This window comes from Pseudomonas sp. AC136, assembly GCF_979258585.1.
The window spans coordinates 2640836-2664144 of sequence record NZ_OZ409865.1; the positions used below are offsets into that span (position 1 = coordinate 2640836).

The 23309-nt window shown below is 61.1% G+C and carries 19 protein-coding genes; 13 read left to right on the forward strand and 6 right to left on the reverse strand.

What is annotated here, in order from left to right; all coding sequences use genetic code 11:
* Positions 1-60: 60 nt before the first annotated feature.
* Positions 61-1353: a glycosyltransferase gene (locus ACZZZU_RS11945; protein WP_463550707.1), complete on the forward strand. Its 1293-nt coding sequence runs from the start codon at positions 61-63 to the stop codon at positions 1351-1353.
* 132 nt (positions 1354-1485) lie between these two features.
* On the opposite strand, the gene ACZZZU_RS11950 is transcribed toward ACZZZU_RS11945, so the two are convergent.
* Together ACZZZU_RS11950 and ACZZZU_RS11955 are read right to left on the reverse strand one after the other, a co-directional pair.
* Positions 1486-2730 (reverse strand): CaiB/BaiF CoA transferase family protein, encoded by a 1245-nt coding sequence (locus ACZZZU_RS11950; protein WP_463550708.1) that lies wholly within the window; start codon positions 2728-2730, stop codon positions 1486-1488.
* Between the two features lie 107 nt (positions 2731-2837).
* Positions 2838-4019 (reverse strand): acyl-CoA dehydrogenase, encoded by a 1182-nt coding sequence (locus tag ACZZZU_RS11955; RefSeq protein ID WP_463383978.1) that lies wholly within the window; start codon positions 4017-4019, stop codon positions 2838-2840.
* A gap of 185 nt (positions 4020-4204) precedes the next feature.
* Between ACZZZU_RS11955 and ACZZZU_RS11960 the strand changes: the two genes are divergently transcribed.
* The 4 genes from ACZZZU_RS11960 to ACZZZU_RS11975 all read left to right on the forward strand — a co-directional run bounded on the left by ACZZZU_RS11960 (position 4205) and on the right by ACZZZU_RS11975 (position 8768).
* The gene (locus tag ACZZZU_RS11960; RefSeq protein WP_463383979.1) at positions 4205-5113 is read left to right on the forward strand and encodes a LysR family transcriptional regulator; all 909 of its coding nucleotides are present in this window, start codon (positions 4205-4207) and stop codon (positions 5111-5113) included.
* Positions 5114-5878: 765 nt separating this feature from the next.
* Positions 5879-7000 carry a Re/Si-specific NAD(P)(+) transhydrogenase subunit alpha gene (locus ACZZZU_RS11965; RefSeq protein WP_122449484.1) on the forward strand — a complete coding sequence of 374 codons (1122 nt, stop codon included), beginning with the start codon at positions 5879-5881 and terminating at the stop codon, positions 6998-7000.
* An 11-nt stretch (positions 7001-7011) separates the two neighbouring features.
* The gene (locus ACZZZU_RS11970; protein ID WP_108099125.1) at positions 7012-7332 is read left to right on the forward strand and encodes an NAD(P) transhydrogenase subunit alpha part 2; all 321 of its coding nucleotides are present in this window, start codon (positions 7012-7014) and stop codon (positions 7330-7332) included.
* On the forward strand, positions 7332-8768 hold the full coding sequence (locus tag ACZZZU_RS11975; protein WP_122449483.1) for an NAD(P)(+) transhydrogenase (Re/Si-specific) subunit beta: 1437 nt from the start codon (positions 7332-7334) through the stop codon (positions 8766-8768). The genes ACZZZU_RS11970 and ACZZZU_RS11975 overlap by 1 nt, the downstream gene beginning before the upstream one ends.
* A gap of 71 nt (positions 8769-8839) precedes the next feature.
* Here the strand turns inward: ACZZZU_RS11975 and ACZZZU_RS11980 are convergent, their stop codons facing one another.
* Positions 8840-9079, reverse strand: a complete 240-nt coding sequence (locus ACZZZU_RS11980) for a hypothetical protein (RefSeq protein WP_463550709.1) — start codon at positions 9077-9079, stop codon at positions 8840-8842.
* 205 nt (positions 9080-9284) lie between these two features.
* On the opposite strand from ACZZZU_RS11980, the gene ACZZZU_RS11985 reads away from it, so the two are divergent.
* Positions 9285-9836 carry a LemA family protein gene (locus ACZZZU_RS11985; protein WP_463550710.1) on the forward strand — a complete coding sequence of 184 codons (552 nt, stop codon included), beginning with the start codon at positions 9285-9287 and terminating at the stop codon, positions 9834-9836.
* Between the two features lies 1 nt (position 9837).
* Entirely contained in the window at positions 9838-11850 is a 2013-nt protein-coding gene (locus tag ACZZZU_RS11990; protein WP_463550711.1) for a DUF2207 domain-containing protein, read from the forward strand.
* Between the two features lie 359 nt (positions 11851-12209).
* On the opposite strand, the gene ACZZZU_RS11995 is transcribed toward ACZZZU_RS11990, so the two are convergent.
* On the reverse strand, positions 12210-14150 hold the full coding sequence (locus ACZZZU_RS11995) for a methyl-accepting chemotaxis protein (RefSeq protein ID WP_463550712.1): 1941 nt from the start codon (positions 14148-14150) through the stop codon (positions 12210-12212).
* A 268-nt stretch (positions 14151-14418) separates the two neighbouring features.
* On the opposite strand from ACZZZU_RS11995, the gene aroQ reads away from it, so the two are divergent.
* From aroQ to ACZZZU_RS12020, 5 genes are all read left to right on the forward strand, one after another.
* Positions 14419-14859 carry a type II 3-dehydroquinate dehydratase gene (gene aroQ / locus ACZZZU_RS12000; protein ID WP_463383985.1) on the forward strand — a complete coding sequence of 147 codons (441 nt, stop codon included), beginning with the start codon at positions 14419-14421 and terminating at the stop codon, positions 14857-14859.
* A gap of 2 nt (positions 14860-14861) precedes the next feature.
* The gene (locus ACZZZU_RS12005) at positions 14862-15716 is read left to right on the forward strand and encodes a shikimate dehydrogenase (protein WP_463383986.1); all 855 of its coding nucleotides are present in this window, start codon (positions 14862-14864) and stop codon (positions 15714-15716) included.
* A 63-nt stretch (positions 15717-15779) separates the two neighbouring features.
* Positions 15780-16304, forward strand: coding sequence for a TRAP transporter small permease (locus ACZZZU_RS12010; protein ID WP_463383987.1), 525 nt, complete (start codon positions 15780-15782; stop codon positions 16302-16304).
* A complete protein-coding gene (locus tag ACZZZU_RS12015; protein ID WP_463540267.1) occupies positions 16304-17584 on the forward strand; it encodes a TRAP transporter large permease subunit in 1281 nt (426 codons plus the stop codon). Before ACZZZU_RS12010 ends, ACZZZU_RS12015 begins: the two co-directional genes overlap by 1 nt.
* 54 nt (positions 17585-17638) lie before the next feature.
* The gene (locus tag ACZZZU_RS12020) at positions 17639-18655 is read left to right on the forward strand and encodes a TRAP transporter substrate-binding protein (RefSeq protein ID WP_463550713.1); all 1017 of its coding nucleotides are present in this window, start codon (positions 17639-17641) and stop codon (positions 18653-18655) included.
* 44 nt (positions 18656-18699) lie between these two features.
* Here the strand turns inward: ACZZZU_RS12020 and ACZZZU_RS12025 are convergent, their stop codons facing one another.
* Entirely contained in the window at positions 18700-19368 is a 669-nt protein-coding gene (locus ACZZZU_RS12025; RefSeq protein ID WP_463550714.1) for a TetR/AcrR family transcriptional regulator, read from the reverse strand.
* Between the two features lie 116 nt (positions 19369-19484).
* A complete protein-coding gene (gene quiC / locus ACZZZU_RS12030; protein ID WP_463550715.1) occupies positions 19485-21416 on the reverse strand; it encodes a 3-dehydroshikimate dehydratase QuiC in 1932 nt (643 codons plus the stop codon).
* A gap of 528 nt (positions 21417-21944) precedes the next feature.
* On the opposite strand from quiC, the gene ACZZZU_RS12035 reads away from it, so the two are divergent.
* Entirely contained in the window at positions 21945-23297 is a 1353-nt protein-coding gene (locus ACZZZU_RS12035) for an MFS transporter (protein WP_463550716.1), read from the forward strand.
* The last annotated feature ends 12 nt before the right edge of the window (positions 23298-23309 follow it).

Sequence of the window (23309 nt, forward strand, 5' to 3'; positions counted from 1 at the left end):
GAGCGCCCCGTTGCGATGCCGCATAATGGCCGTCGTTTTCGCCTGCCCAGGAATTTCGCCGTGCCCCGCCCGCCTACTCCCAAGTGCTTGTTGGTTATCGGCTATGTCTGGCCGGAACCCCGTTCCTCGGCGGCCGGCGGGCACATGATGCAGCTGCTCGAGCTGTTCGTTCAGCGCGGTTGGCACATCACCTTTGCCAGCCCCGCCAACGAGGGCGAGCACAAAGCCGACCTGCAAGCGCTGGGCATCGCCGAACAGGTGATCGAGCTGAACAACGAAAGCTTCGATGTGTTTGTGCGCGAGCTGAACCCTGCGGCGGTGCTGTTTGACCGGTTCATGATGGAAGAGCAATTCGGCTGGCGCGTGGAGCAACAATGCCCGCAGGCGTTACGGGTGCTCGAAACGTCTGATTTGCAGTCACTACGTGATGCGCGCCAGCAGCTGTTAAAAGCTCATATAGCTGCCGGAAAAGGTGACGAGTGCGGCGAGCTTTTCGCCCTGAACGCCGACGAAATTTATCGGCACATGGCAGCCAGCGATACCGCGCAACGGGAGATTGCCGCGTTGTATCGCTGCGACCTCAACCTGATGATTTCCGATGCCGAAATCGCCCTGCTGCGCGAGCAGTTCCACCTACCCGCCGCGCTGCTGGTGCATTGTCCGTTGCTGCTGGATGCAACACCGCGCCGGGTGCTGCCGTTCACTGAGCGGGCGCATTTCATCAGCATCGGCAACTTTCGCCATGCGCCGAACTGGGACGCCGTGCTCTGGTTGAAACAGAGCATCTGGCCGCTGATTCGCCAGCAATTGCCGCAGGCCCAGCTGCGTGTTTACGGCTCGTACACACCGCCCAAGGCCACCGCCTTGCACAACCCGGCGCAGGGTTTCCACGTGATGAATTGGGCGCCGGATGCGTTGGCCGTGATGGAAGCGGCGCGTGTGTGCGTGGCGCCACTTCGTTTCGGCGCCGGCATCAAAGGCAAAATCGCCGACGCCATGCTCTGCGGTACGCCGAACGTCACCACGCCGATTGGCGCGGAAGGCATGCACGGCGAGTGGCCATGGCCGGGTGAAATCACCACCAGCGCCGCCACCTTTGCCGATGCGGCGGTGCGTCTGTACCGCGACGAAACACACTGGCAGCAAGCGCAGGACCACGGCTGGACGCTGCTTGCCGCGCGCTATGAGCGCGACCGTTTTGGCGAGTTGCTGATGCAGCGCATCGAAGCGTGTCAGGCTAATTTGCCCGAGCACCGTTTGCGCAATTTCACCGGCGCGATGCTGCGCCACCATCAGCACAAGAGCACCAAGTACATGGCGCAGTGGATTGAAGCGAAAAACCGCCGCGACTAACCGTTAGCGAGCGGGTGTTCAGGCGATGCGTTCGCGCCAGCGCCGCTCTTGCGGGCTTTCCTGCTGCAGACTCGGCAGGTCCGCCCAGCGCAACTCGCCGAGACCTAGCAAACGCAGATCGCGCAGGACGTTTCAGACCACGCTGGCTTTGCGCAACGCGTCGATGTCTGCGCTACTCAAGCCCAGCAACCGCTGCAACACCGCCTCGGTGTGCTCGCCCAGCAATGGCGGCGCCTGACGATATTCCACGGGTGTTTCGGACAAGCGAATCGGGCTGGCCACTTGCGGCAGCGTGCCGCCCAGGCTGTGCGGCACTTCCACGCGCAACCCGCGCGCCAGCACCTGCGGGTCGGCGAACACCTGAGCCAGATCGTTGATCGGGCCGCAGGGCACGCCGGCCTGCTCCAGGGCGCTTACCCATTCGGCCGTGGTTTTGAAAACGGTGGCCTGGCGGATCAATGGAATCAGCACCGCGCGGTTAGCGACGCGTTGTTTGTTGTTGGTGAAGCGCGGGTCGTCGGCCCATTCGGCATGGCCCGCCACCTCACAGAATTTGCGGAACTGGCCATCGTTGCCGACGGTGAGAATGAAGTCGCCATCGGCCGTGGGGAAATCCTGATACGGCACGATATTGGGGTGGGCATTGCCCAAACGTTTCGGCGCGTTGCCCGTGGTGAGGTAGTTCATCGCCTGGTTCGCCAGGCAGGCGACCTGAACGTCGAGCAAGGCCATGTCGATATGCTGGCCGAGGCCGCTGCCGCTGCTTTCTCTGTCAACGCTGTCGCGGTGGGCGAGTGCGGCGAGCACTGCCACGGTGGAATACAAGCCCGTGAGGATGTCAGTCAGCGCCACGCCGACTTTCACCGGCCCGCCGCCCGCTTCGTCATCCGGCTTGCCGGTCAGGCTCATCAGGCCGCCGAGGCCCTGAATCATAAAGTCGTAGCCGGCGCGTTTGGCGTAAGGACCGTTCTGGCCGAAACCGGTGATGGAGCAATAAATCAGTCGCGGGTTGATGGCTTTTAGCGACGCGTAATCCAGGCCATAGGCGGCCAGGCCGCCGACCTTGAAGTTCTCCAGCAGAATGTCCGACTGCGCCGCCAACTCACGCACCAGGCGCTGGCCCTCAGGCTGGGTGAAGTCCACCGTCACCGACTGTTTGTTGCGGTTGGCCGACAGGTAATAGGCGGCCTCGCTGGTGTTCTCACCCGCTGCGTCTTTCAAAAATGGCGGGCCCCATTGGCGGGTGTCGTCGCCCACACCGGGGCGCTCGATCTTGATCACCTCGGCGCCAAGGTCCGCCAAAATCTGCCCGGCCCACGGGCCAGCCAGTACGCGGGATAAATCCAGAACACGCAGATGAGACAGAGCGCCGGGCATGGGAATCTCGCAGCAGGATATTAAGTACCGTAGGAGCGGCTTTAGCCGCGATGCTCTTGAAGATCACAAGCATCGCGACTGAAGCCGCTCCTACAGGTTTACGGCAATCAGAAGAAGGCTTGGATACCGGTCTGCGCGCGGCCGAGGATCAGGGCGTGCACGTCGTGCGTGCCTTCGTAGGTGTTCACCACTTCCAGATTCACCAGATGCCGCGCCACGCCGAACTCGTCGGAGATGCCGTTGCCGCCCAACATGTCGCGCGCCAGGCGGGCGATATCCAGGGCTTTGCCGCAGCTGTTGCGCTTCATGATCGAGGTGATTTCCACCGCCGCAGTGCCTTCGTCTTTCATGCGGCCCAGGCGCAGGCAGCCTTGCAAGGCCATGGTGATTTCGGTCTGCATGTCGGCGAGTTTTTTCTGAATCAGCTGATTGGCTGCCAATGGCCGGCCGAATTGTTTGCGGTCCAGCGTGTACTGGCGGGCGGTGTGCCAGCAGAACTCGGCGGCACCCAGCGCACCCCAGCTGATGCCATAGCGGGCGGAGTTCAAACAGGTAAACGGGCCTTTCAAGCCGCGCACATCGGGGAAGGCGTTTTCTTCCGGGCAGAACACGTTGTCCATCACGATTTCGCCAGTGATCGAAGCACGCAGGCCGACCTTGCCGTGAATCGCCGGGGTGCTCAGCCCTTGCCAGCCTTTCTCCAGCACGAAGCCGCGAATCGCGCCCTCGTCGTCCTTTGCCCAGACCACAAACACGTCGGCGATCGGGCTGTTGGTGATCCACATTTTCGCGCCGCTGATGCGGTAGCCGCCGTCGACTTTCTTGGCGCGGGTAATCATCGAACCCGGGTCGGAACCGTGGTCCGGCTCGGTCAAACCGAAGCAGCCAATCCATTCGCCGCTGGCCAGCTTTGGCAGGTATTTCTGCTTGGTGGCTTCGTTGCCGAACTCGTTGATCGGCACCATCACCAGCGACGACTGCACGCTCATCATCGAGCGGTAGCCGGAATCCACACGCTCAACCTCACGGGCGATCAGACCGTAGCTCACGTAATTCAAACCGCTGCCACCGTACTGCTCGGGGATGGTGGCGCCGAGCAGGCCGACGTCGCCCATTTCACGGAAGATTTTCGGATCGGTCTGCTCATGGCGGAACGCTTCGATAACGCGCGGCGCCAACTTCTGCTGAGCGAACTGCTGGGCGCTGTCGCGCACCATTCGCTCCTCTTCCGTCAGTTGCTGGTCGAGCATCAGCGGGTCTTCCCAGTTGAAGCGAGCGTTGGCAGCCATGTGCGAAATCCTCAAGAGTTGGGTGCGGTCCAGCGCGAGGCTGGCGATGGGTTAACTCTAGACAGCCGGGCGCACATGGCGCAAACGAGGTTTTTGCACAGACCTGTGCTAATTTATCACTCCGAACAGGCAATAACGGCTTTTTCAACCGTTTCATCGTGCACATAACGCATACGAGCCCGCCAATGCGCCGCAAAATTCCCAGCACCGCCGCCCTCGTCGCCTTCGACGCCGCCGCTCGTCATCAGAGCTTTACCAAAGCAGCGGAAGAACTCTCGCTGACGCAAAGCGCCATCTGCCGACAGATCGCCAGCCTCGAGGACTTCCTCGGCATCGCCCTCTTCCGCCGCTCCCGACGCGGCGTTCAGCTCACCGAAGCAGGGCTCAGCTACGGCCGCCGAGTCGCCGCGCAGCTGGATGCTGTGGAACGCGACACCCTGTCGGTAATGGGCCAGCACGGCACCAACAGCCTGGAACTGGCCATCGTGCCGACCTTCGGCACGCAATGGCTGCTGCCGCGCCTGAAACATTTCCAGGCCTTGCACCCGGAAGTGACCGTGAACCTCACCAATCGCACGCGCCCATTCCTGTTTGCCGACACCGAATTCGACGCCGCCGTGTACTTCGGCGATGCGGTGTGGTCCGGCACCGAAGCGCATTTTCTGATGCCGGAAAATTCCCTTCCCGTGTGCAGCCCGGCCCTGTTGCCGAGCGACGGCACGCTCACCGCCGAGCGCATCGCCACCTTGCCGCTGCTGCAACAAACCACCCGGCCATACGCCTGGCGCCACTGGTTCGGCTCCCTTGGCATGAGCGTGCCGCGCGACATGACTGGGCCGCGTTATGAACTGTTTTCGATGCTGGCGCAGGCGGCGCAGCACGAAATGGGCATCGCGCTGATACCGCCGTTTTTGATTCAACGGGAGCTGGCTGAAGGCAGCTTGGTGGTGGCGATGCAGCACGCCTGCGTGAGTGATAAGGCGTATCACCTGATGATTCCTGAACGCAAAACCGAGACGGCTGCGTTACGGGCGTTTAGGGATTGGTTGGTGGGGCAGGCGAAGGAATATCGGGAGGCGAGTTCGGGCGTTTAGCCGGCCACCCCTGCGTTGGGCAGCAGCGCAGGGATTTCAAAATCTCGCAGCTAAAGCTGCTCCCACACGAAATGGGGCAGTTCGAACCCACCGCACTACCAAAACCTCTTATTGCCTACGATTCAGCCAGGTAATTAACCCGGTAATAAAGCCAAAAACCAGCCGTTTTGGCCCTCCAACCTTCACGTAGCGATAAAAAAAGTCGAAAAAGCGACATAAGCCTGATAAAAAGCATGCGCGACGTTGCGTGGAAAATTGGCGGCAGACCAATAACCCCGTGGCTTTCAGCGATTTATGCAGGGAACCGTGAACATTTGCTGACCCCGTAGTCAACAAACCCAATAGCTACAGTTTGCAGCGGCTTAGCCGTCGTTAAAACCGATAATTCTTATAACAAACAGATAGTTAGAGATACAAAGCAAGCTACGCAACGGATCCGCCATTAACCCGTCTTGACCTGATGAACGGTTATTCACATCAGGGATGCCAATGCCGCCGCAAACGGCCTGGCGACAAGCTGCAAGCCGCATTACCCGCTGCTTTCGGCGAGATAGACGGAATGATGGGTCACGACGTGACTTGTAGTTATCTCCAGGGTGGCCTTCAGAACTCCTTGATGGCCTTACGGTTCACCTGCAAAATGCCGCGCCCCGCTACCGCAAGGCTGCCCGAAGAGGTGCCAAGTAGGGATTGTGCTGATCCACCCCAGTGCGCCACCCGCAGTGCTCTGGTTTTTTTGAAAAACGATCACGCAGGAGATTTGAAGTGCACATTGGTGTTCCTCTCGAGACCTTTACTGGCGAAACGCGGGTTGCCGCAACGCCGGAAACCATTAAAAAGCTGATCGCCCAAGGCCATCAGGTGACTGTACAAAGCGGTGCCGGCGTTAGCGCCAGCGTGCCCGACAGTGCCTATCAAGCCGTTGGCGCCAGCATTGGCGACGCCGCCGCAGCCCTGGGCGCCGACCTGGTGCTCAAGGTCGTGGCTCCCAATGCCGCCGAGCTGGCTCAGCTCAAGTCCGGCGCGGTGCTGGTCGGCATGCTCAATCCCTTCAACAGCGAAAACATCGCGCAGATGGCTGAACGCGGCGTCACCGCGTTCGCCCTCGAAGCCGCGCCGCGTACGTCCCGCGCGCAAAGCCTCGATGTGCTGAGTTCGCAAGCCAACATTGCCGGCTACAAGGCTGTGTTGCTCGCGGCTCATCACTATCCGCGCTTTATGCCGATGCTGATGACCGCTGCCGGTACCGTGAAGGCCGCTCGCGTGCTGATTCTCGGCGCTGGTGTTGCCGGGCTGCAGGCCATCGCTACGGCCAAGCGCCTGGGTGCGGTGATTGAAGCCTCGGACGTGCGTCCGGCGGTGAAGGAGCAAATTGAGTCGCTCGGCGCCAAGTTCGTTGACGTGCCGTACGAAACCGACGAAGAGCGCGAATGCGCCGAAGGCGTTGGCGGTTATGCCCGTCCGATGCCAGCGTCGTGGATGCAGCGTCAAGCCGTGGCCGTGCACGAGCGCGCTAAGCAGGCCGACATCGTCATCACCACCGCACTGATTCCAGGCCGCAAGGCGCCGGTGCTGTTGAGTGCCGAGACCGTCGAGCAGATGAAGCCCGGCTCCGTGGTAATCGACCTCGCGGCTGCCCAAGGCGGCAACTGCCCGCTGACTGAAGCGGATCAAGTGGTGGTCAAGCACGGTGTAACCATCGTCGGCCACACCAACTTGGCGGCGCTGGTCGCGGCAGACGCTTCGGCCCTGTACGCCCGTAACTTGCTGGACTTCCTCAAGCTGGTCATCGACAGCGAAGGCAAGTTCCACGTCAACCTCGAAGACGACATCGTCGCCGCGTGCCTGATGTGCCGCGACGGCCAAGTCGTCCGTAAGAACGGCTGAGGACAAGAAAAATGGAAGAGCTGATCTCCCCCGGTATCTACAACCTGATCATCTTCGTGCTGGCCATTTATGTGGGCTACCACGTGGTCTGGAACGTGACGCCTGCGCTGCACACCCCGCTGATGGCGGTGACCAACGCCATCTCCGCCATCGTGATCGTCGGTGCCATGTTGGCCGCCGCCCTCACCGTGACGCCGCTGGGTAAAACCATGGGCACCCTGGCGGTGGCCCTGGCTGCCGTGAACGTGTTCGGTGGTTTTCTGGTAACTCGCCGCATGCTGGAAATGTTCAAGAAAAAAGCGCCCAAGGCCAAAGCAGAGGGTGACAAGTAATGAGCATGAATCTGGTAACGACCCTGTATCTGATCGCTTCGATCTGCTTTATCCAAGCGCTCAAGGGCCTGTCGCACCCGACTACTTCGCGTCGCGGTAACTTTTTCGGCATGCTCGGTATGGCCCTGGCCGTACTGACCACCGTGGGCTTGATCTACAAGCTCGGCGCCGACATCGCCACCCAAGGCATCGGTTACGTCATCGTTGGTTTGCTGGTCGGCGGCACCGCCGGTTCGATCATGGCCAAGCGCGTTGAAATGACCAAAATGCCGGAGCTGGTTGCCTTCATGCACAGCATGATCGGCCTGGCGGCGGTGTTCATTGCCATTGCTGCTGTGGTTGAGCCGCAGTCGCTGGGTATCGTCAAGCAACTGGGCGACGCCATTCCGGCCGGTAACCGTTTGGAGCTGTTCCTCGGCGCGGCCATCGGTGCGATTACCTTCTCCGGTTCCGTCATCGCGTTCGGCAAGCTCTCGGGCAAATACAAGTTCCGTCTGTTCCAAGGCGCGCCGGTGGTGTTTGCCGGCCAGCACAAACTCAACCTGATTCTGGGTCTGAGCACGCTGGGGCTGGGTCTGTTCTTTATGTTCACCGGCAACCTGACGGCATTCGCTGTGATGCTGGCGCTGGCGTTCATTCTGGGTGTGCTGATCATCATCCCGATTGGCGGCGCGGATATGCCGGTAGTCGTTTCGATGCTCAACAGCTATTCGGGCTGGGCGGCGGCCGGTATCGGTTTCTCGCTGAACAACTCGATGCTGATCATTGCCGGTTCGCTGGTGGGTTCGAGCGGCGCGATCCTCTCGTACATCATGTGCAAGGCGATGAACCGTTCGTTCTTCAACGTGATTGGCGGCGGCTTCGGCGGCGCGACCGACGCGGCAGCCACAGGCGGTTCGAAAGAAGCGCGTCCGGTGAAATCCGGTTCGGCTGATGACGCCACCTTCCTGCTCACCAACGCCGACACCGTGATCATCGTTCCCGGCTACGGCCTGGCGGTGGCTCGTGCTCAGCACGCGCTGAAAGAGCTGACCGAGAAGCTGACGCACCGTGGCGTGACCGTGAAGTACGCGATTCACCCGGTTGCCGGTCGTATGCCTGGCCACATGAACGTACTGCTGGCCGAGGCCGAAGTGCCATACGACCAGGTGTTCGAGATGGAAGACATCAACTCCGAGTTTGGTCAGGCCGACGTGGTGCTGGTGTTGGGCGCCAACGACGTGGTCAACCCGGCGGCGAAGAACGATCCGAATTCGCCGATTGCCGGCATGCCAATTCTGGAAGCGTTCAAAGCCAAAACTATCATCGTCAACAAGCGTTCGATGGCCAGCGGCTATGCCGGTCTGGACAACGAACTGTTCTACTTGGACAAGACCATGATGGTGTTCGGCGACGCGAAGAAAGTAATCGAAGATATGGTTAAAGCGGTCGAATAAGAACCGCGCAGTGAAACCCTTAAGCCCCGGCCCACGCGCCGGGGTTTTTCATTTCCGGTGCCGGTTAAAGACTAGCGCCGTGGGCCTTCGGAATGACGAAGCAGCCCCAGCAACGCGGCGATCAGAAAAACTGAAAAGGCCAGCAGCAGCGCCAGCTTGCCGCCGCCCTGATAAACGAACGCGGCGTCGTGGCAATGCTGAGTGGCCACATCGACACAATCGGCCGTGCGCCGATGCACCACCAGCAACGCTGCCGCCAAGGCCATCAGCAGCACGCCCGCCACCACCAACATCACTTCAACTTTGCTCATCGTAGTTGCTCTCCTGTGTCCGCTCGACGCGTGAAATTTCAGGAGCAAGACCGTACGGACAAGGCCAAGACGAGGCGTTACGACGCGGAGCGCCATGGCGTAGGTCGATTCGTAAATCCAGCGACTGCGCTCGTTTTTGCAGTAGGATCGCCAGCCAGATACGCGCCAGCGCGCAACGAGGAATGAGGCAATGCAGGGAACGATGATGTGGGTCGTAATCGCGGCGCTGGGGGTGTTGGCCGCCGGCGTGATTTACGGCTACAACCGCCTGGTATTCAACCGGGCTCGGGTGGCCGCCGCGTGGAGCGACATTGACGTGCAACTCAAACGCCGCTCCAGCCTGATTCCGCAATTGGTCGACTGCGTAAAACGCTTTATGGCCTACGAGAGCGGCACCCTAGCCGCCCTCACCGAGCAGCGCAGCCAGGCGCAACGCGCCGAGACCGCTGGCGCCCCGGAGCGTGGCGCGGCGGAGAGCCAGGTGTCGGCCACGCTCAAGCAGGTGTTTGCCCGCGCCGAGGCGTATCCCGATCTCAAGGCCGACGCCGTATTTTTGGATTTGCAGCGCAGCCTCAGCGAAGTGGAAGAGCACATTCAAATGGCCCGCCGCTACTACAACGGCGCGGTGCGCGAATTGAATGTGTTGGTGGAGTCGGTGCCCAGCAATGTGATCGCCAAGGCATTCGGTTTTACCGGCGCCGCGTATTTTTCGTTGGACGACGCCAGCCAGGCCCAGCCGCCAAAAATGGAGTTTTGATATGCCTGCCCGCCTGTTGCGCGCACTCGCACTGAGTTGCTGCCTGCTGCCCTTTAGCCCGTTGTTCGCCGCTGACGAGGAGGTCGACACGATTGTTGTCGACGCCGAGCAAGAGGTATCAGCGCAAAGCCTTTTCGACAGCAGCTCGCGCGTCGACAAAGAGCGCATCGATCATTTCGACATCACCGTCAAGGTCGAGCCCAGCGGCAACCTGCTGATCACCGAGCGCATCCAAGTGACCGCCACGGGCGACGAAATTCGCCACGGCATTTACCGCGACATTCCCACCACCTACAGCTTGCCAATGGAGCTGGTGCGCAAAACGCCCGTGGACCTGCTGAGCGTGACGCGCGACGGCGTCAGCGAGCCGTTTAAAAAAGAGCGCCAGCGCTGGGGCGTGCGTTATTACCTGGGTTCGCCGGAGGAATATGTCGAGCCCGGCCAGCACGTGTACGAGCTGCAATACCGCATGGATGCGCAGCTGCATTTCACCGCGAACAAAGACGAGCTGTATTGGAACCTCACCGGCAATCAGTGGAAGTTTCCGATCATGCAGGCCACCGCCACGGTGGAACTGCCGGAAGGCGCGCGTATCGACCAGATGACGGGCTACACCGGCTATACCGGTAACCGCAGCGGCCGCGCTTACGAGGTGGTGAGCCAGCGCGACAACGTTGTGAAATTGGCGACCACCCAGCCGCTCGCAGCCGAAGAGGGGTTTACCGTCGCGCTGGATTGGCAAGCGGGCCTGGTGAAGCGCCCCAATGCGTTCATGCGCGCGGCCAGACTGGTGTGGGACAACCTCAACGTACTCATCGCCGTGCTCGCTGCGCTGGGGCTGTTTGCCTACTACTACCGCTGGTGGAACAAGGTCGGTCGCGACCCCGCCAAGGGCATCATCGTGCCCCGCTATGACGCGCCGAAAGGCCTCAGCCCGGCCGCTGCCGGTTACGTCTGGAACAAAGGCTTCAGCACAGACTTCAGCAACCTCGAAGCCATGACCATCACCGTGACGGACCTGGCGCGGCGCAAGGTGCTGAGCATTGCCGACTCACCCACCGGGCGCGCGTTTATTGTCAGCAAAGGAGAGCTGGATGCGCAGGCGCAGCCCCACGAGCAGGCGCTGTTCGACAAGCTGTTTGACGGCGGAGCGAAGAAGATTCGTGTTGGTGAGAAGTACGTCAGAGCCTTGAGCAATGCGCTGGATGCCCACAGCGAAAAGCTCCGCGAATGGGGCGACACGCTGTTCAGCAAAAACCGCAAACCGTGGTGGCTCGGCTTGTTGGGCGCCCTGCTAGCGTTTGTGGCGATGGGGCTGCTCGGCGACCCGGTGGTGCTGTTCAGTATTTTTCCGATCGTGCTGATTTCCGTCGGTGTCGGCTTGAGCGTTTGGGGTTGGCGCATGCTGACGGGCACGCCGCGCCAATTCATCGGCGTGGTGCCGCTGCTGTTCGGTTTGCCATTTGGCTTTGGCGGTTTGAGCCTGCTGGTGCTGATGTTCAACACCACCTCGCCCATCGCCACGGTCAGCGTGGTGACGATGCTGGTGTTGATCGTACTGTTCCGAGGTTGGCTGGAAGCGCCGACCGTAGAAGGCCGCGCCACACTCGATGCACTGGAAGGCTACCGCGACTACCTACAACTGGCCGAAAGCGACAGCCTGGCCCGCGCCGCCGATGCGCCAGCCATGAGCATCGCCTTGTACGAGCGGCACCTGCCGTACGCCATGGCGCTGGGCGTGGAAGAGCAATGGACCGCCCGACTGAGTGAAGCCATAGAAAGCGGCGCCGTGCAGTGGAGCGAGCCGACCTACAGACCCTCGTGGTACCGCGACAGCAGCCGCTTTACCACGCCGGCCGCCATGAGCGGCGCCCTGCTCGCCGCCGCCAGCAGCGCCTCGACACCGCCGCCGAGCCCGTCTTCTGGTTCGAGCTCAAGCTCGGGCAGCAGCAGTTCTTCCGGCGGCGGATCGTCAGGTGGCGGCGGTGGGGGTGGCGGTGGCGGTGGGTGGTAAATAGCGGGCGGCTAACCTGTAGGAGCGGCTTTAGCCGCGAGCTTTTAATCTCAGCCCAGGTATCGCCATTTCCAGGCCCGGCCATCGCGGCTAAAGCCGCTCCCACAGAATTTCGCTGTCCTGTAGGAGCGGCTTTAGCCGCGAGCTTTTCCCCAGATCAGAAACCCATTTCCAGGCCCGGCCAATCGCGGCTAAAGCCGCTCCTACAGAATTCCGCTGTCCTGTAGGAGCGGCTTTAGCCGCGAGCTCTTGATCTCAGCCCAGGTATCGCCATTTCCAGGCCCGGCCATCGCGGCTGAAGCCGCTCCCACAGGATTTCGGTGCCCTGTAGGAGCGAGCTTGCTCGCGAAGCTTCTGCTTTAAACCCGGAAGCGCTGCACCAGACTTTGCAGATGCCCACCCAGGCGCGCCAGTTCAACACTCGAGGCGGCGGTTTCTTCGCTGGCGGCGGCGGTTTGTTCGGAGACGTCGCGCACGTTCAATACGCTGCGGTTGATCTCTTCGGCCACGGCGGTTTGCTCTTCGGCAGCGGTGGCAATCTGCAGGTTCATGGCCTGAATCGCCGATACCGTGCGGGTGATGCTGCCCAAGGCATCGCCGGCGCTGCGGGTCAGTTGCACGCTGCTGTCGGTGAGCTCGCGGCTGCTTTCCAAGGTACTCGCCACTTGCTGAGTGCCGCTTTGCAGGCCGCTGATCAGGTCTTCAATTTCTTCGGTGGATTGCTGGGTGCGCTGCGCCAGGCTGCGTACTTCGTCGGCAACCACGGCGAAACCCCGACCGGCTTCACCGGCACGGGCGGCTTCGATGGCGGCGTTCAACGCCAGCAGGTTGGTTTGCTGGGCCACGGATTTGATCACGTCGAGCACGCTGCCGATTTTGTCGCTTTCGCGCTTGAGCTCGTTCATGGCGTCCGTGGAGTCGCCCACGGCAACGGCCAGGCGCTCGATCTGCGCCACGGCTTCGCCGACAACCCGGTCGCCGTCACGGGCTTGCAAGTCCGCCGCCTTCGCCGCTTCAGAGGCTTCCTCCGCATTACGCGCGACTTCCTGAACGGTGGCGGTCATTTCATGCATGGCGGTGGCGACCTGGTCGGTCTCGATTTTCTGGTTGTTCACACCGGCGCTGGTTTGTTCAGTCACGGCAGATAGCTGCTCTGCCGCGCTGGCGATTTGCGTAACGCCATCGCGAATGCCGCCAATCAATTCACGCAGACCCAAGGTCATGTTCTGCATGCTGGTTTGCAGCTGACCCAGCTCGTCACCGCGACGGGTTTCGATGTCGTGGCTGAGGTCGCCCGAGGCGATGCGTTCCACACGGCGCAGCACGGTTTGCAACGGGCCGACAATTTGCCGGGTGATAAACAACGCAGCGATCAGGCCCAGCACTACTGCAATCAACGAGGCCACCAGCAGCACAATTTTCGCCTCGGCTTCTTCCTTGTCGCGCTTGGTGTTCTGACTCACGGTGAGCTGCGCGCAGGCGTCGAAAATCTGTTTGATCTGGACATCCAGAATGGTTTGCGCCGTCGCGATATTGGCCAGCGCCGCAGCGAACTGGCCGACCGTAGCGCGATAGCCGTTCAGTGCGTCGGCGGCTTTTTGCAAGCCGGCGGCCTGCTCGCTGGAAACTTTGTCAGAAAGGGTTTTCAGGTTGCCAAGTGCCTGATCGATGGCGGCGAGCGCCGGCTGTTGCAGCTCAACCCGGCCGCTGTACGTAAAGCCGCGCAGCTCGAAACGTGCAGTTTGAATCAGGCTGTTCTGCGCGATCAGGGCGTCGAGCACTTGCTGGTGTTGCTCGGCGTTTTCTTCGCTGACGGTCTCGGCACGAACCGCCGTCGAAACGTTGCCCACCTCCGCAACTGCCGCGTCGGCGAACTTGCCAAATTGGCCGCGCAGGGCTTCGCGGGTGGCGACGGCCTGGGTCATCTGGCTGAAGGCTTGGCGATACTGGCTGCTGGCATCGCCCGCCTGCTTGAGCAACACCAGGTCGTTCGGCGACTTCATGATCTGGTTGGCGCTCTGAACGCCGGCGTCGAATTTGTCGAGATTGTCGACCACGGCGGCGTTATGCGCGGCGTCGCTGTTTTGCGCGTAGGTCAGGCGAGCAATACGCACGTCGCGGGCAATGGCGCCCAGTTTGGAAATGGCCGCCAGCTTGTCGCCGCGCTCGAGCACCGAGCTCAACCCCAGCCAACCGGCCAGCGTGATTAACAGCGTGAGTAGCAGCACCGATGCAAAACCAAGGGCCAGTTTTGCGCCGACACTGATATTGCTCAGCGCCTGAGTAAGCCATCCAAACATGGGAGTCTCCAGAAAAACGAGGCAGAGGCGGCCAGCTCTAGTCGGCTGGCTCCTGCGCAATATATCGACTTATCCGACGCAACCTTAAGGAACATTTGGCGCCCTGATACTGGCACTGCTGCCGACTGCGGTGCCGATGCAAAAGTGGTCGATTATCGAACGGCGCACACAGCGCCCATTGACCGAATTAACCGGTTAGTACATTTTCTCCTACACGCTTTTGGCCGCTCGCCTGCCAGAACAACAATAAGAAATGGAGAACGCTTGTATGCCCCGTACCGTGCTGGTGCTTAACGGCCCCAATCTCAATATGCTCGGCACCCGCGAACCGGCCACCTACGGCCACGAAACCCTCGCTGATATCGCTGAACTGTGCCGCCGTACCGGCAGCGCCCTGGACCTCAGCGTCGAGTTCGAACAAACCAATCACGAAGGCCGGTTGATCGACTGGATCCACCAGGCCCGCGGCCGCTGCGCCGCCATCGTGATTAACCCGGGCGCCTGGACGCATACCTCGGTCGCCATTCGCGACGCTTTGGTCGCCAGCGAATTGCCGGTGATCGAAGTACACCTTTCCAACGTGCACAAGCGCGAAGAATTCCGTCACCACTCATACGTGTCCGGCATCGCCGTGGCCGTGCTCGCCGGGTTCGGCAGCAACGGCTATCGCATGGCTGTTGAACACGTTGCTCATCTGCTCAAGGCCTGACCATGTCCCGCACCCGCAGCATTCTGGCCGGCCTGATTGGCGCCGGCATTCAGGCCTCGCGCACGCCGGCCTTGCACGAGCATGAAGGCGACGCTCAGGGCATTCGCTACCTGTATCGCCTGATCGACATCGACGCCCTGAAGATGGACCTCGACGACCTGCCCGCCCTGCTCGACGCCGCCCAGCACACCGGCTTCACCGGCCTGAACATCACCTTCCCGTGCAAGCAGGCGGTGATCCCGCTGCTCGATGAGTTGTCGCCGGAAGCGCGCGGCATCGGCGCGGTGAATACGGTGGTGTTCGAGAATGGCAAGCGCATCGGCCACAACACCGATTGCTTGGGTTTCGCCGAAGGCTTCCGCCGTGGGCTGAGCGATGTAGCCCGCGCGCAGGTGGTGCAAATGGGCGCAGGCGGTGCAGGCGCAGCGGTGGCCCATGCTTTGTTGATTGAAGGTGTTGAACAGTTAACTATTTTTGACGTGGACGCCGGCCGCGCCAGCGACCTGGCGGCGAACCTCAACGCGCATTTCCCAGGCAACCGCGCGAGCGCTGGCGCCGACCTGGCAGCCGCCATGGCGAGCGCCGACGGCCTGGTGAACACCACGCCGATGGGCATGGCCAAACTGCCCGGTATGCCGGTGCCCAAAGCCCTGCTGCGTGCGCCGATGTGGGTGGCGGAAATTGTGTATTTCCCCTTGGAAACCGAACTGCTTCGCGAAGCCCGCGCCTTGGGTTGCCGCACGCTCGACGGCGGCACCATGGCGGTGTTCCAGGCAGTAAAAGCTTTTGAATTGTTCAGCGGCGCGGCGGCAGATGCCTCGCGCATGCAGGCGCATTTTTCGGCGATGGGCGCTTAACGATCACGACCAAACGACACCCCTAACATGGCGCCCAGCGTTGGCGCTTACGAGATCACAACAATGACAAAAATGATCGATCTGTATTTCCGCTTTCTGAAGCTGATCGTCGTGCTGTGCATGCTGGGCATGGTGCTCATGGTGTTCGGCAACGTGGTCATGCGGTACGCCTTCAACTCGGGCATCACCGTGTCGGAAGAACTGTCGCGCTGGTTGTTTGTGCTGATGGTGTTCCTCGGCTCGCTGATCGCCTTGCGCGAGCGCAGCCACCTGGGCCTCGACCTGCTGATCAAAAAGCTGCCGCCGTTCGGGCGCAATCTGTGCCTGGCCGTCGGCCATTTGCTGATGCTGTTTATCGCCTGGCTGGTGCTCAGCGGCAGTTGGCAGCAGGCGCGCATTAACCTGGATGTGGTCGCCCCCGCCTCGGGCCTGTCGATGGCCTGGTTCTACGGCATCGGCGTGCTGTTCGGCCTGACTGCCATCCCGGTGATTGCTGGCGAATTGGTGCTGGCCCTGCGCGGTCGGTTGCCGCAAGGCAAAGCCGGCGTCGAATCGGTGCACCTGCCAAGCACTGAGGGGAACCGCTAATGACGCTGATCCTCTTCCTCGGCACCCTGCTGGGCACCATGGCCCTGGGTATTCCGATTGCCTTTGCGCTGCTGCTGGTGAGTGTGGTGCTGATGTGGCAACTCGACCTGTTCGACGCGCAGATCATTGCCCAGAACCTGCTTAACGGCGCTGACAGTTTCCCCCTGCTGGCGGTGCCGTTCTTCATGCTGGCCGGTGAGGTCATGAATGCCGGCGGCTTGTCGCGGCGCATCGTCAACATTGCCATGGCCATGGTTGGCCACAAGCGCGGCGGCCTGGGTTACGTGGCGATTATTGCCTCGTGCCTGCTGGCCTCGTTGTCCGGCTCGGCCGTGGCAGACGCGGCCGCTCTGGCTGCGTTGCTGATTCCGATGATGGTCCAGGCTGGCCACAACCGCGAACGCGCGGCGGGGCTGATCGCTTCGGGTGGCATCCTGGCGCCGATCATTCCGCCGAGCATCGGTTTTATCGTGTTTGGCGTGGCCTCTGGCGTGTCGATTTCCAAGCTGTTTCTGGCCGGCATCGTGCCGGGCATCATGCTCGGGGCGTCGCTGGCGGTGGCTTGGTGGTTCGTCTCGCGTAGCGAAAACGTGGCCACGCCGCCCAAGGCCAGCCGTGCGGAAATTCTCAAAACCCTGCTGGACGGCAGCTGGGCGCTGGGCCTGCCGCTGATCATCATTTTTGGTTTGAAGTTCGGCATTTTCACGCCCACCGAAGCGGCTGTGGTGGCGGCGGTTTACGCCTTGTTCGTGTCGCTGTTTATCTACCGCGAACTGAAGTTCAGCCAGCTCTATGAAGTGGTGTTGTCGGCGGCGAAAACCACGTCGGTGGTGATGCTGCTGGTGGCTGCTGCCATGGTGTCGTCATGGCTGGTAACCATCGCCGATCTGCCCGGCCAGCTCACCGATGTGCTGCAACCGTTCCTCGACTCACCGACCACGCTGCTGCTGATGATTATGGTGTTGATCATTCTGGTCGGCATGGTCATGGATATGACGCCGTCCATCCTAATTCTTACCCCGGTGCTGATGCCGGTGGTGAAGCAGGCTGGCATTGATCCGGTGTATTTCGGCGTGCTGTTTCTGGTGAACACCTCCATCGGCCTGATCACCCCGCCAGTGGGCACGGTGCTCAACGTGGTGTGTGGCGTGGCCAAGTTGCGGCTCGATGAAATCACCCGCGGCATATGGCCCTTCCTGCTGGCACAGCTGCTGGTGCTGGCGCTGCTGGTGATGTTCCCGCAACTGGTTCTGGTACCCCTGAAGTTCTTCGCCGGTTAGCCGGCTGCTGTAAACCGATGTCTCGCAAACAACAACAAAACGGAGCGCACTGAAATGAACAAATGGCTAAAACCTTTACTGACCTCCGCCTGCGCCGCAGGCCTGCTGCTCAACGGCCTGACGGCCCAAGCGGAAATTGGCGAACACACCTTGCGGTTCGCTTTTCAGAACGTAAAAGAACACCCGCAAGGCCAGGGTGCGCAGAAGTTTGCTGACCTGGTGAAAGAGAAAAGCGGCGGCAAAATGACCGTGCGTTTGTTCCCCGGTGGTGTGCTGGGCGGTGATCTGCAAACCGTGTCGGCGCTGCAAGGTTCGACCCTCGATTTAACCGTGCTCAACTCCGGCATTCTCGCCGCGCAGGTTCCAGAATTCGCCCTGCTCGACTTCCCCTTCCTGTTCAACAACACCCAGGAAGCGCAAGCGGTGATCGACGGTGAAGTGGGCCAGGAACTGGCCAAGCGTTTGGACAGCAAAGGCCTGCGTAGCCTCGGTTACTGGGACCTGGGTTTCCGCAACCTGACCAACAGCAAAACGCCCGTAACCAAATGGGAAGACATGTCTGGCCTGAAAGTGCGGGTGATCCAGTCGCCGATCTACCTCGAAACCTTTAAAGCCCTCGGCGCCAACCCGGTGCCAATGCCCTTCCCTGAGGTGTACACCGCCCTGGAACAAAAGACTGTCGACGGCCAGGAAAACCCCTTCACCGTTATCAAGGGCAGCAAGTTCAACGAAGTGCAGAAATACCTGAGCGTGACCCAGCACATCTACAACCCACAGTCGTTTGTGATGGGGGCGAAAAGCTGGGGCAAGTTGAACGCAGAAGAACAAGCGGTGATCACCGACGCCGCCAAGGAAGCGACCGCGTATCAGCGTGAAATTACCGCCACCGCCCAGAAAGAGGCGTACACCGAGCTGTCGAAAGACATGGAAGCCAACGCCATCAGCCCTGCTGAAATGGAGCGCTTTCGCGAGAAGGTAAAACCGGTGATTGCGCAGTTCTCCAAAGACATGGACCCGGCGTTGGTCAAGGCCATGTACGACGCGGTAGAGAAGGTACGCGGCAGTAAATAACCGTTTGCGCGATGTGAAAAAACGCCTCTGACCGAGGCGTTTTTTTATTGCCGCAAATAGGCGATTACCGATTCGCAAATCATCGCTTTGTGCCGCTGTTTCACCTGCTCATCCGGCAAATCGATCTGGAAGATCTCGCCAAAGGTGTTGCGGTTGGACACGCGATAAAAGCAGAACGAGCTGATCAGCAAATGCAGGTCGATGGCTTGCAGTCCGCTGCGAAACACGCCCGCCGCTTCGCCACGGCGCAAGGTTTCGTCGAGCAGATTGAGCACGGTGTGGCTCAGCGAGCGAATGGTCGGCGACTGTTTAACGTTGGCGCCGTTGAGGATGTTTTCGATGCACACGATGCGCACGAAGTCGACGTTGCGGTCGTGGTGATCAAAGGTGAATTCCACCAACCGCCGAATGGCCGCCACCGGTTCCAGTTCGGCCAAATGCAGCTGCGCTTCGGTGCGGCGGATGTCGCCGTAGAGTTTTTCCAGCACTTCAACGTAGAGCTGCTCTTTGCTGTTGAAGTAGTAATAAATCATGCGCTTGGAGGTGTGCGTGCGCTCGGCGATGGCGTCCACCCGGGCGCCGGTAAGCCCCTGCTGCACGAACTCGATGATGGCCGCCTGCAAGATACTTTCGCGGGTTTTTTCCGGGTTGTTCTTACGACTTTTGCGGGGCGCTTCTGCGGGCGCCTCGGGAAGTTCTTGGGTAATGGTCATACAAGGCTCACAGCCGGGAGTCGGCAACGGTAGCGGCGATTATGGTCTTGGCCGCAGGCCGAAGAAAGCCCGGCCCCGAGAAGATTTCGGCCGGGCTTGTTGAGGGTGACGCCAGGTTACAGCCGCGTCTGCCGACCCGAGCCGCTGCGTACTTTGGCCATGGCGGCCAGACGCACCGCCACGTTCGCCGCACCGTAACCGACGTAGCCGTTTTTGCGTTGCAGCAGTTCGAAGAAAAAACGCCCCTCGAACGGTTCGGTGTACACGTGGAACAGCTCGCCGCCTTGCGCGTCGCGGTCGTACAGCACGTTGTAGTACGCCAGCTCGCTGAGAAATTCATCGTCGAAATCAAAGCGCGCGGCGAGGTCGTCGTAGTAGTTCAGCGGAATATCCAGCAACGGCACGCCGGCATCCTTGGCGCGGTTTATTTCCGCAAACAGGTCGTCGCAGGCGAAGGCGATGTGGTGCACGCCCGAGCCGCGATAGCTGGACAACGCATGGGAAATCGCAGTGTTGCGGTTCTCGGAAATATTCAGCGGCAAGCGCACCGAACTGCAGCGACTGCGCAGCGCTCGGCTCTTCACCAGACCGTAGGGGTCGGGCAGCACCACTTCGTCGTCGGCCTCGAAATCGAACAGCGCTTTGTAAAACAGCACCCAGCTGTCGAGGCTCTCGGCCGGTAGCGCCATGGCCATGTGGTCGATGCGTTGCAAGTTGCCGCTGGGCTGGACGTTGGCGTTGAGGATGAAGTCGCTGTCGTAAATGGTTTGGCCACTTTCAGCTTCGTCGATCAGGTAAATCAGGCTGCCATCCGGTGCGCGCACCGAGGGGATTTCCCGCTCGTTGGGGCCGACCAAGCCACGGTACGGCTGGCCTTTGAATTCGCGGGCGCGCTCGAAGGCGCTGTGACTGTCTTTGACCCGCAACGCGGTGGCGCACAGCGACGGGCCGTGGGCCTCGAAAAAGCTGTGTGCAAACGAATAGGGTTCGGCGTTGAGCACGATGTTGATATCGCCCTGGCGCAGCAGGCTGACGTCTTTGGAGCGGTGCTGCCCAGCGCGGGCGAAGCCCAGGCGTTCCAGCCAACCACCGAGCTTGACGCCCTGCTCGCCATCGACGGCGAACTCGATAAATTCGACACCGTCCAGGCGACTGGCCGCGGGTGGCGAGAACAGCCTATCCAGACTGGTCTGCGGCACAGCCGGCGCAGTGCCATCGGCGGTCTGGCGCTCGAGCAGGTTGCGGGTTTTCTCTTCGAGATAGAGCAACGAGCGCAAGCCATCGGCGGCGTTGGCGCGAGGCGGCGCGGCGCGAAAACCGTCGTTGAAAATTTCCAGCGACAGCGGGCCGGTATAGCCGCTGCGAATGATCGGCGCGAGAAAGCCGGCCAAATCGAATTCGCCCTGACCGGGGAAGCAGCGGAAATGACGGCTCCACTCCAGCACGTCCATGGCCAGAATCGGCGCGTCGGCCATCTGCACGAAGAAAATCTTGTCGCCAGGAATCTCGGCAATAGCGCTGGGGTCGCCTTTGAGCGAAAGCGTATGGAAGCTGTCGAGCAGCACGCCGACGGCGCTGTGGTCGGCCTGACGCACGATGTTCCACACCTGCTGATAGGTGTTCACATGGCGGCCCCAAGCCAACGCTTCGTAACCAATGCGCAGGCCACGGGCGCCGGCTCGCTCACCGAGCAGGCGCAGGTCGTCGACCAGAATCTGCGTGTCGCCGAGGGAGTCGGCGGCCACGTTGCTGCACACCAACACCAGGTCGGTGCCGAGCTCCTGCATCAAATCGAATTTGCGTTCGGCGCGGTCGAGGTTACGCGCCAGCCGATCACGGCGGCAGCCTTCGAAGTCGCGGAAGGGTTGGAACAAGGTGATGGCGATGCCGAGGTCGGCGCACATCTGGCGAATTTCGCGCGGGCTGCCGGCGTAGTAGAGCAAGTCGTTTTCGAAGATCTCCACACCGTCGAAACCGGCGGCGGCGATGGCTTCGAGTTTTTCCGGCAGGGTGCCGCTCAAGGACACGGTGGCAATCGAACGCTGCATGCAGGTGCTCCTGTTTTTATTGGCGCGCGCCGCGAGCGTATGAACACCGCCGCGCGACACGGATCAGGGTGTTTTGGAGTATTCGCCATCACCTGCCGGGCGGAAAGCGACTTTGTACCAACTGGTTAGTTTTCTGTTCGATTATCGACCAGTTGGCCGTTTATCGAATTGACGGCTTTTTCGCCCATGGCCCACCATCGGTCCCACCTTGCATGTCCTAACCGGCCGCCTCGCCTTGCAACGCAGTTTCCCGGTGGCCGTTTACGTGCAACGTGGCGCTGAGAAATCGGCGCGCGAAACCCTGACAACTTCAAGAAAACGGGTACTTCTCATGTTCACCGCAACCGCTCCCCTCACCTCGCCGCCGTTATCAGGCTGACCGGCTTAACCCGGCAAACGTCCTTAACCGCAGACACCGCCGCGCCTTTGAACCGCCTCGCGCTTGCGATGAGCCGGTGCGCAACGCACGCTGCCTGCCTTGAGTCGAAGTCTCGACTGCCCGCGCAGTCTTTGAACGGATGGCACCCCATGAGTCAGTCACACAGCACACCCGTCGCCGCGACCACCTCCGCCGCGCCGACCTCCCCTCACGCCGGTATCGGCGACAAAATTCGCGGCGCCATGGCCGTCGGCAAAACCCGCTGGGGCATGCTCGCCCTGGTGTTTTTCGCCACCACGCTGAACTACATCGACCGCGCCGCGCTCGGCGTGATGCAGCCGGTGCTGGCGGAAAAAATGAGCTGGACGGCGATGGACTACGCCAACATCAACTTCTGGTTCCAGGTCGGCTACGCCGTCGGCTTTTTGCTGCAAGGGCGCTTTATCGACCGCGTCGGTGTGAAACGCGCCTTCTTCTTTGCCGTGCTTCTCTGGAGCCTGGCCACCGGCGCTCACGGCCTGGCGACCTCGGCGGTCGGCTTTATGGTCTGCCGCTTTATTCTTGGCCTCACCGAAGCGGCGAATTACCCGGCGTGCGTAAAAACCGCGCGCATCTGGTTCCCGGCCGGCGAGCGCGCCGTGGCGACCGGTATTTTCAACGCCGGGACCAACGTCGGCGCCATGCTCACCCCCGCTCTGCTCCCGCTGATTCTGGTGGCCTGGGGCTGGCAAGCGGTGTTCCTGTGCATGGCCGCGCTGGGCGCGATCTGGCTGGTGTTTTGGGGGTTGAAATACTTCAACCCGGAAGACCATCCGAGCGTGAAACAGAGCGAACTCGACTACATCCAGCACACCGACGAACCGGCCCAAGCGCGCGTTCCACTGCGCGAAATTCTGCGCATGCGCGGCACCTGGGCCTTCGCCCTGGCGTTCTCGATGACCGCCCCGGTGTTCTGGTTCTACCTGTACTGGCTGCCGCCGTTTCTGAACCAGCAATACAACCTGGGCATCAGCGTGTCGCAGATGGGCATTCCGCTGATTCTCATCTGGCTGACCGCCGACTTCGGCAGCATTGGTGGCGGCATCCTGTCGTCGTGGCTGATTGGTCGTGGCATGAACGCGATCAAGGCGCGGTTGCTGTCGATGCTGATCTGCGCGTGCGCCATCGTCGCGGTGATTTTCGCGGCCCATGCCAGTGGCCTGTGGATCGCCGTACTGGCCATCGCCCTGGGCGTTGGCGCGCACCAGGCCTGGACCGCCAACATCTGGAGCCTGGTCATGGACTTCACGCCCAAGCACATGATGAGCACCGTGTTCGGCTTTGGCGGCATGTGCGCGGCGGTCGGCGGGATGTTTATGACGCAGTTGGTGGGTTACGTGCTGACCGTGACGAACAACAACTACGCGGTGTTGTTCACGATGATTCCGACCATGTATTTCCTGGCGCTCGTATGGCTGTACTTCATGGCGCCGAGAAAGGTGCCGGACGTTAAGCCGGCCTAACTGGCACGCAAT

Coding starts and splice junctions, on each gene's coding strand:
- ACZZZU_RS12005 (WP_463383986.1), top strand. CDS start 14,862: ATGTCCCGCACCCGCAGCATTCTGGCCGGCCTGATTGGCGCCGGCATT.
- ACZZZU_RS11975 (WP_122449483.1), top strand. CDS start 7,332: ATGAGCATGAATCTGGTAACGACCCTGTATCTGATCGCTTCGATCTGC.
- aroQ (WP_463383985.1), top strand. CDS start 14,419: ATGCCCCGTACCGTGCTGGTGCTTAACGGCCCCAATCTCAATATGCTC.
- ACZZZU_RS12010 (WP_463383987.1), top strand. CDS start 15,780: ATGACAAAAATGATCGATCTGTATTTCCGCTTTCTGAAGCTGATCGTC.
- ACZZZU_RS11995 (WP_463550712.1), bottom strand. CDS start 14,150: ATGTTTGGATGGCTTACTCAGGCGCTGAGCAATATCAGTGTCGGCGCA.
- ACZZZU_RS11970 (WP_108099125.1), top strand. CDS start 7,012: ATGGAAGAGCTGATCTCCCCCGGTATCTACAACCTGATCATCTTCGTG.
- ACZZZU_RS12015 (WP_463540267.1), top strand. CDS start 16,304: ATGACGCTGATCCTCTTCCTCGGCACCCTGCTGGGCACCATGGCCCTG.
- ACZZZU_RS11990 (WP_463550711.1), top strand. CDS start 9,838: ATGCCTGCCCGCCTGTTGCGCGCACTCGCACTGAGTTGCTGCCTGCTG.
- ACZZZU_RS11980 (WP_463550709.1), bottom strand. CDS start 9,079: ATGAGCAAAGTTGAAGTGATGTTGGTGGTGGCGGGCGTGCTGCTGATG.
- ACZZZU_RS12020 (WP_463550713.1), top strand. CDS start 17,639: ATGAACAAATGGCTAAAACCTTTACTGACCTCCGCCTGCGCCGCAGGC.
- ACZZZU_RS11955 (WP_463383978.1), bottom strand. CDS start 4,019: ATGGCTGCCAACGCTCGCTTCAACTGGGAAGACCCGCTGATGCTCGAC.
- ACZZZU_RS11950 (WP_463550708.1), bottom strand. CDS start 2,730: ATGCCCGGCGCTCTGTCTCATCTGCGTGTTCTGGATTTATCCCGCGTA.
- ACZZZU_RS11985 (WP_463550710.1), top strand. CDS start 9,285: ATGTGGGTCGTAATCGCGGCGCTGGGGGTGTTGGCCGCCGGCGTGATT.
- quiC (WP_463550715.1), bottom strand. CDS start 21,416: ATGCAGCGTTCGATTGCCACCGTGTCCTTGAGCGGCACCCTGCCGGAA.
- ACZZZU_RS11960 (WP_463383979.1), top strand. CDS start 4,205: ATGCGCCGCAAAATTCCCAGCACCGCCGCCCTCGTCGCCTTCGACGCC.
- ACZZZU_RS12025 (WP_463550714.1), bottom strand. CDS start 19,368: ATGACCATTACCCAAGAACTTCCCGAGGCGCCCGCAGAAGCGCCCCGC.
- ACZZZU_RS12035 (WP_463550716.1), top strand. CDS start 21,945: ATGAGTCAGTCACACAGCACACCCGTCGCCGCGACCACCTCCGCCGCG.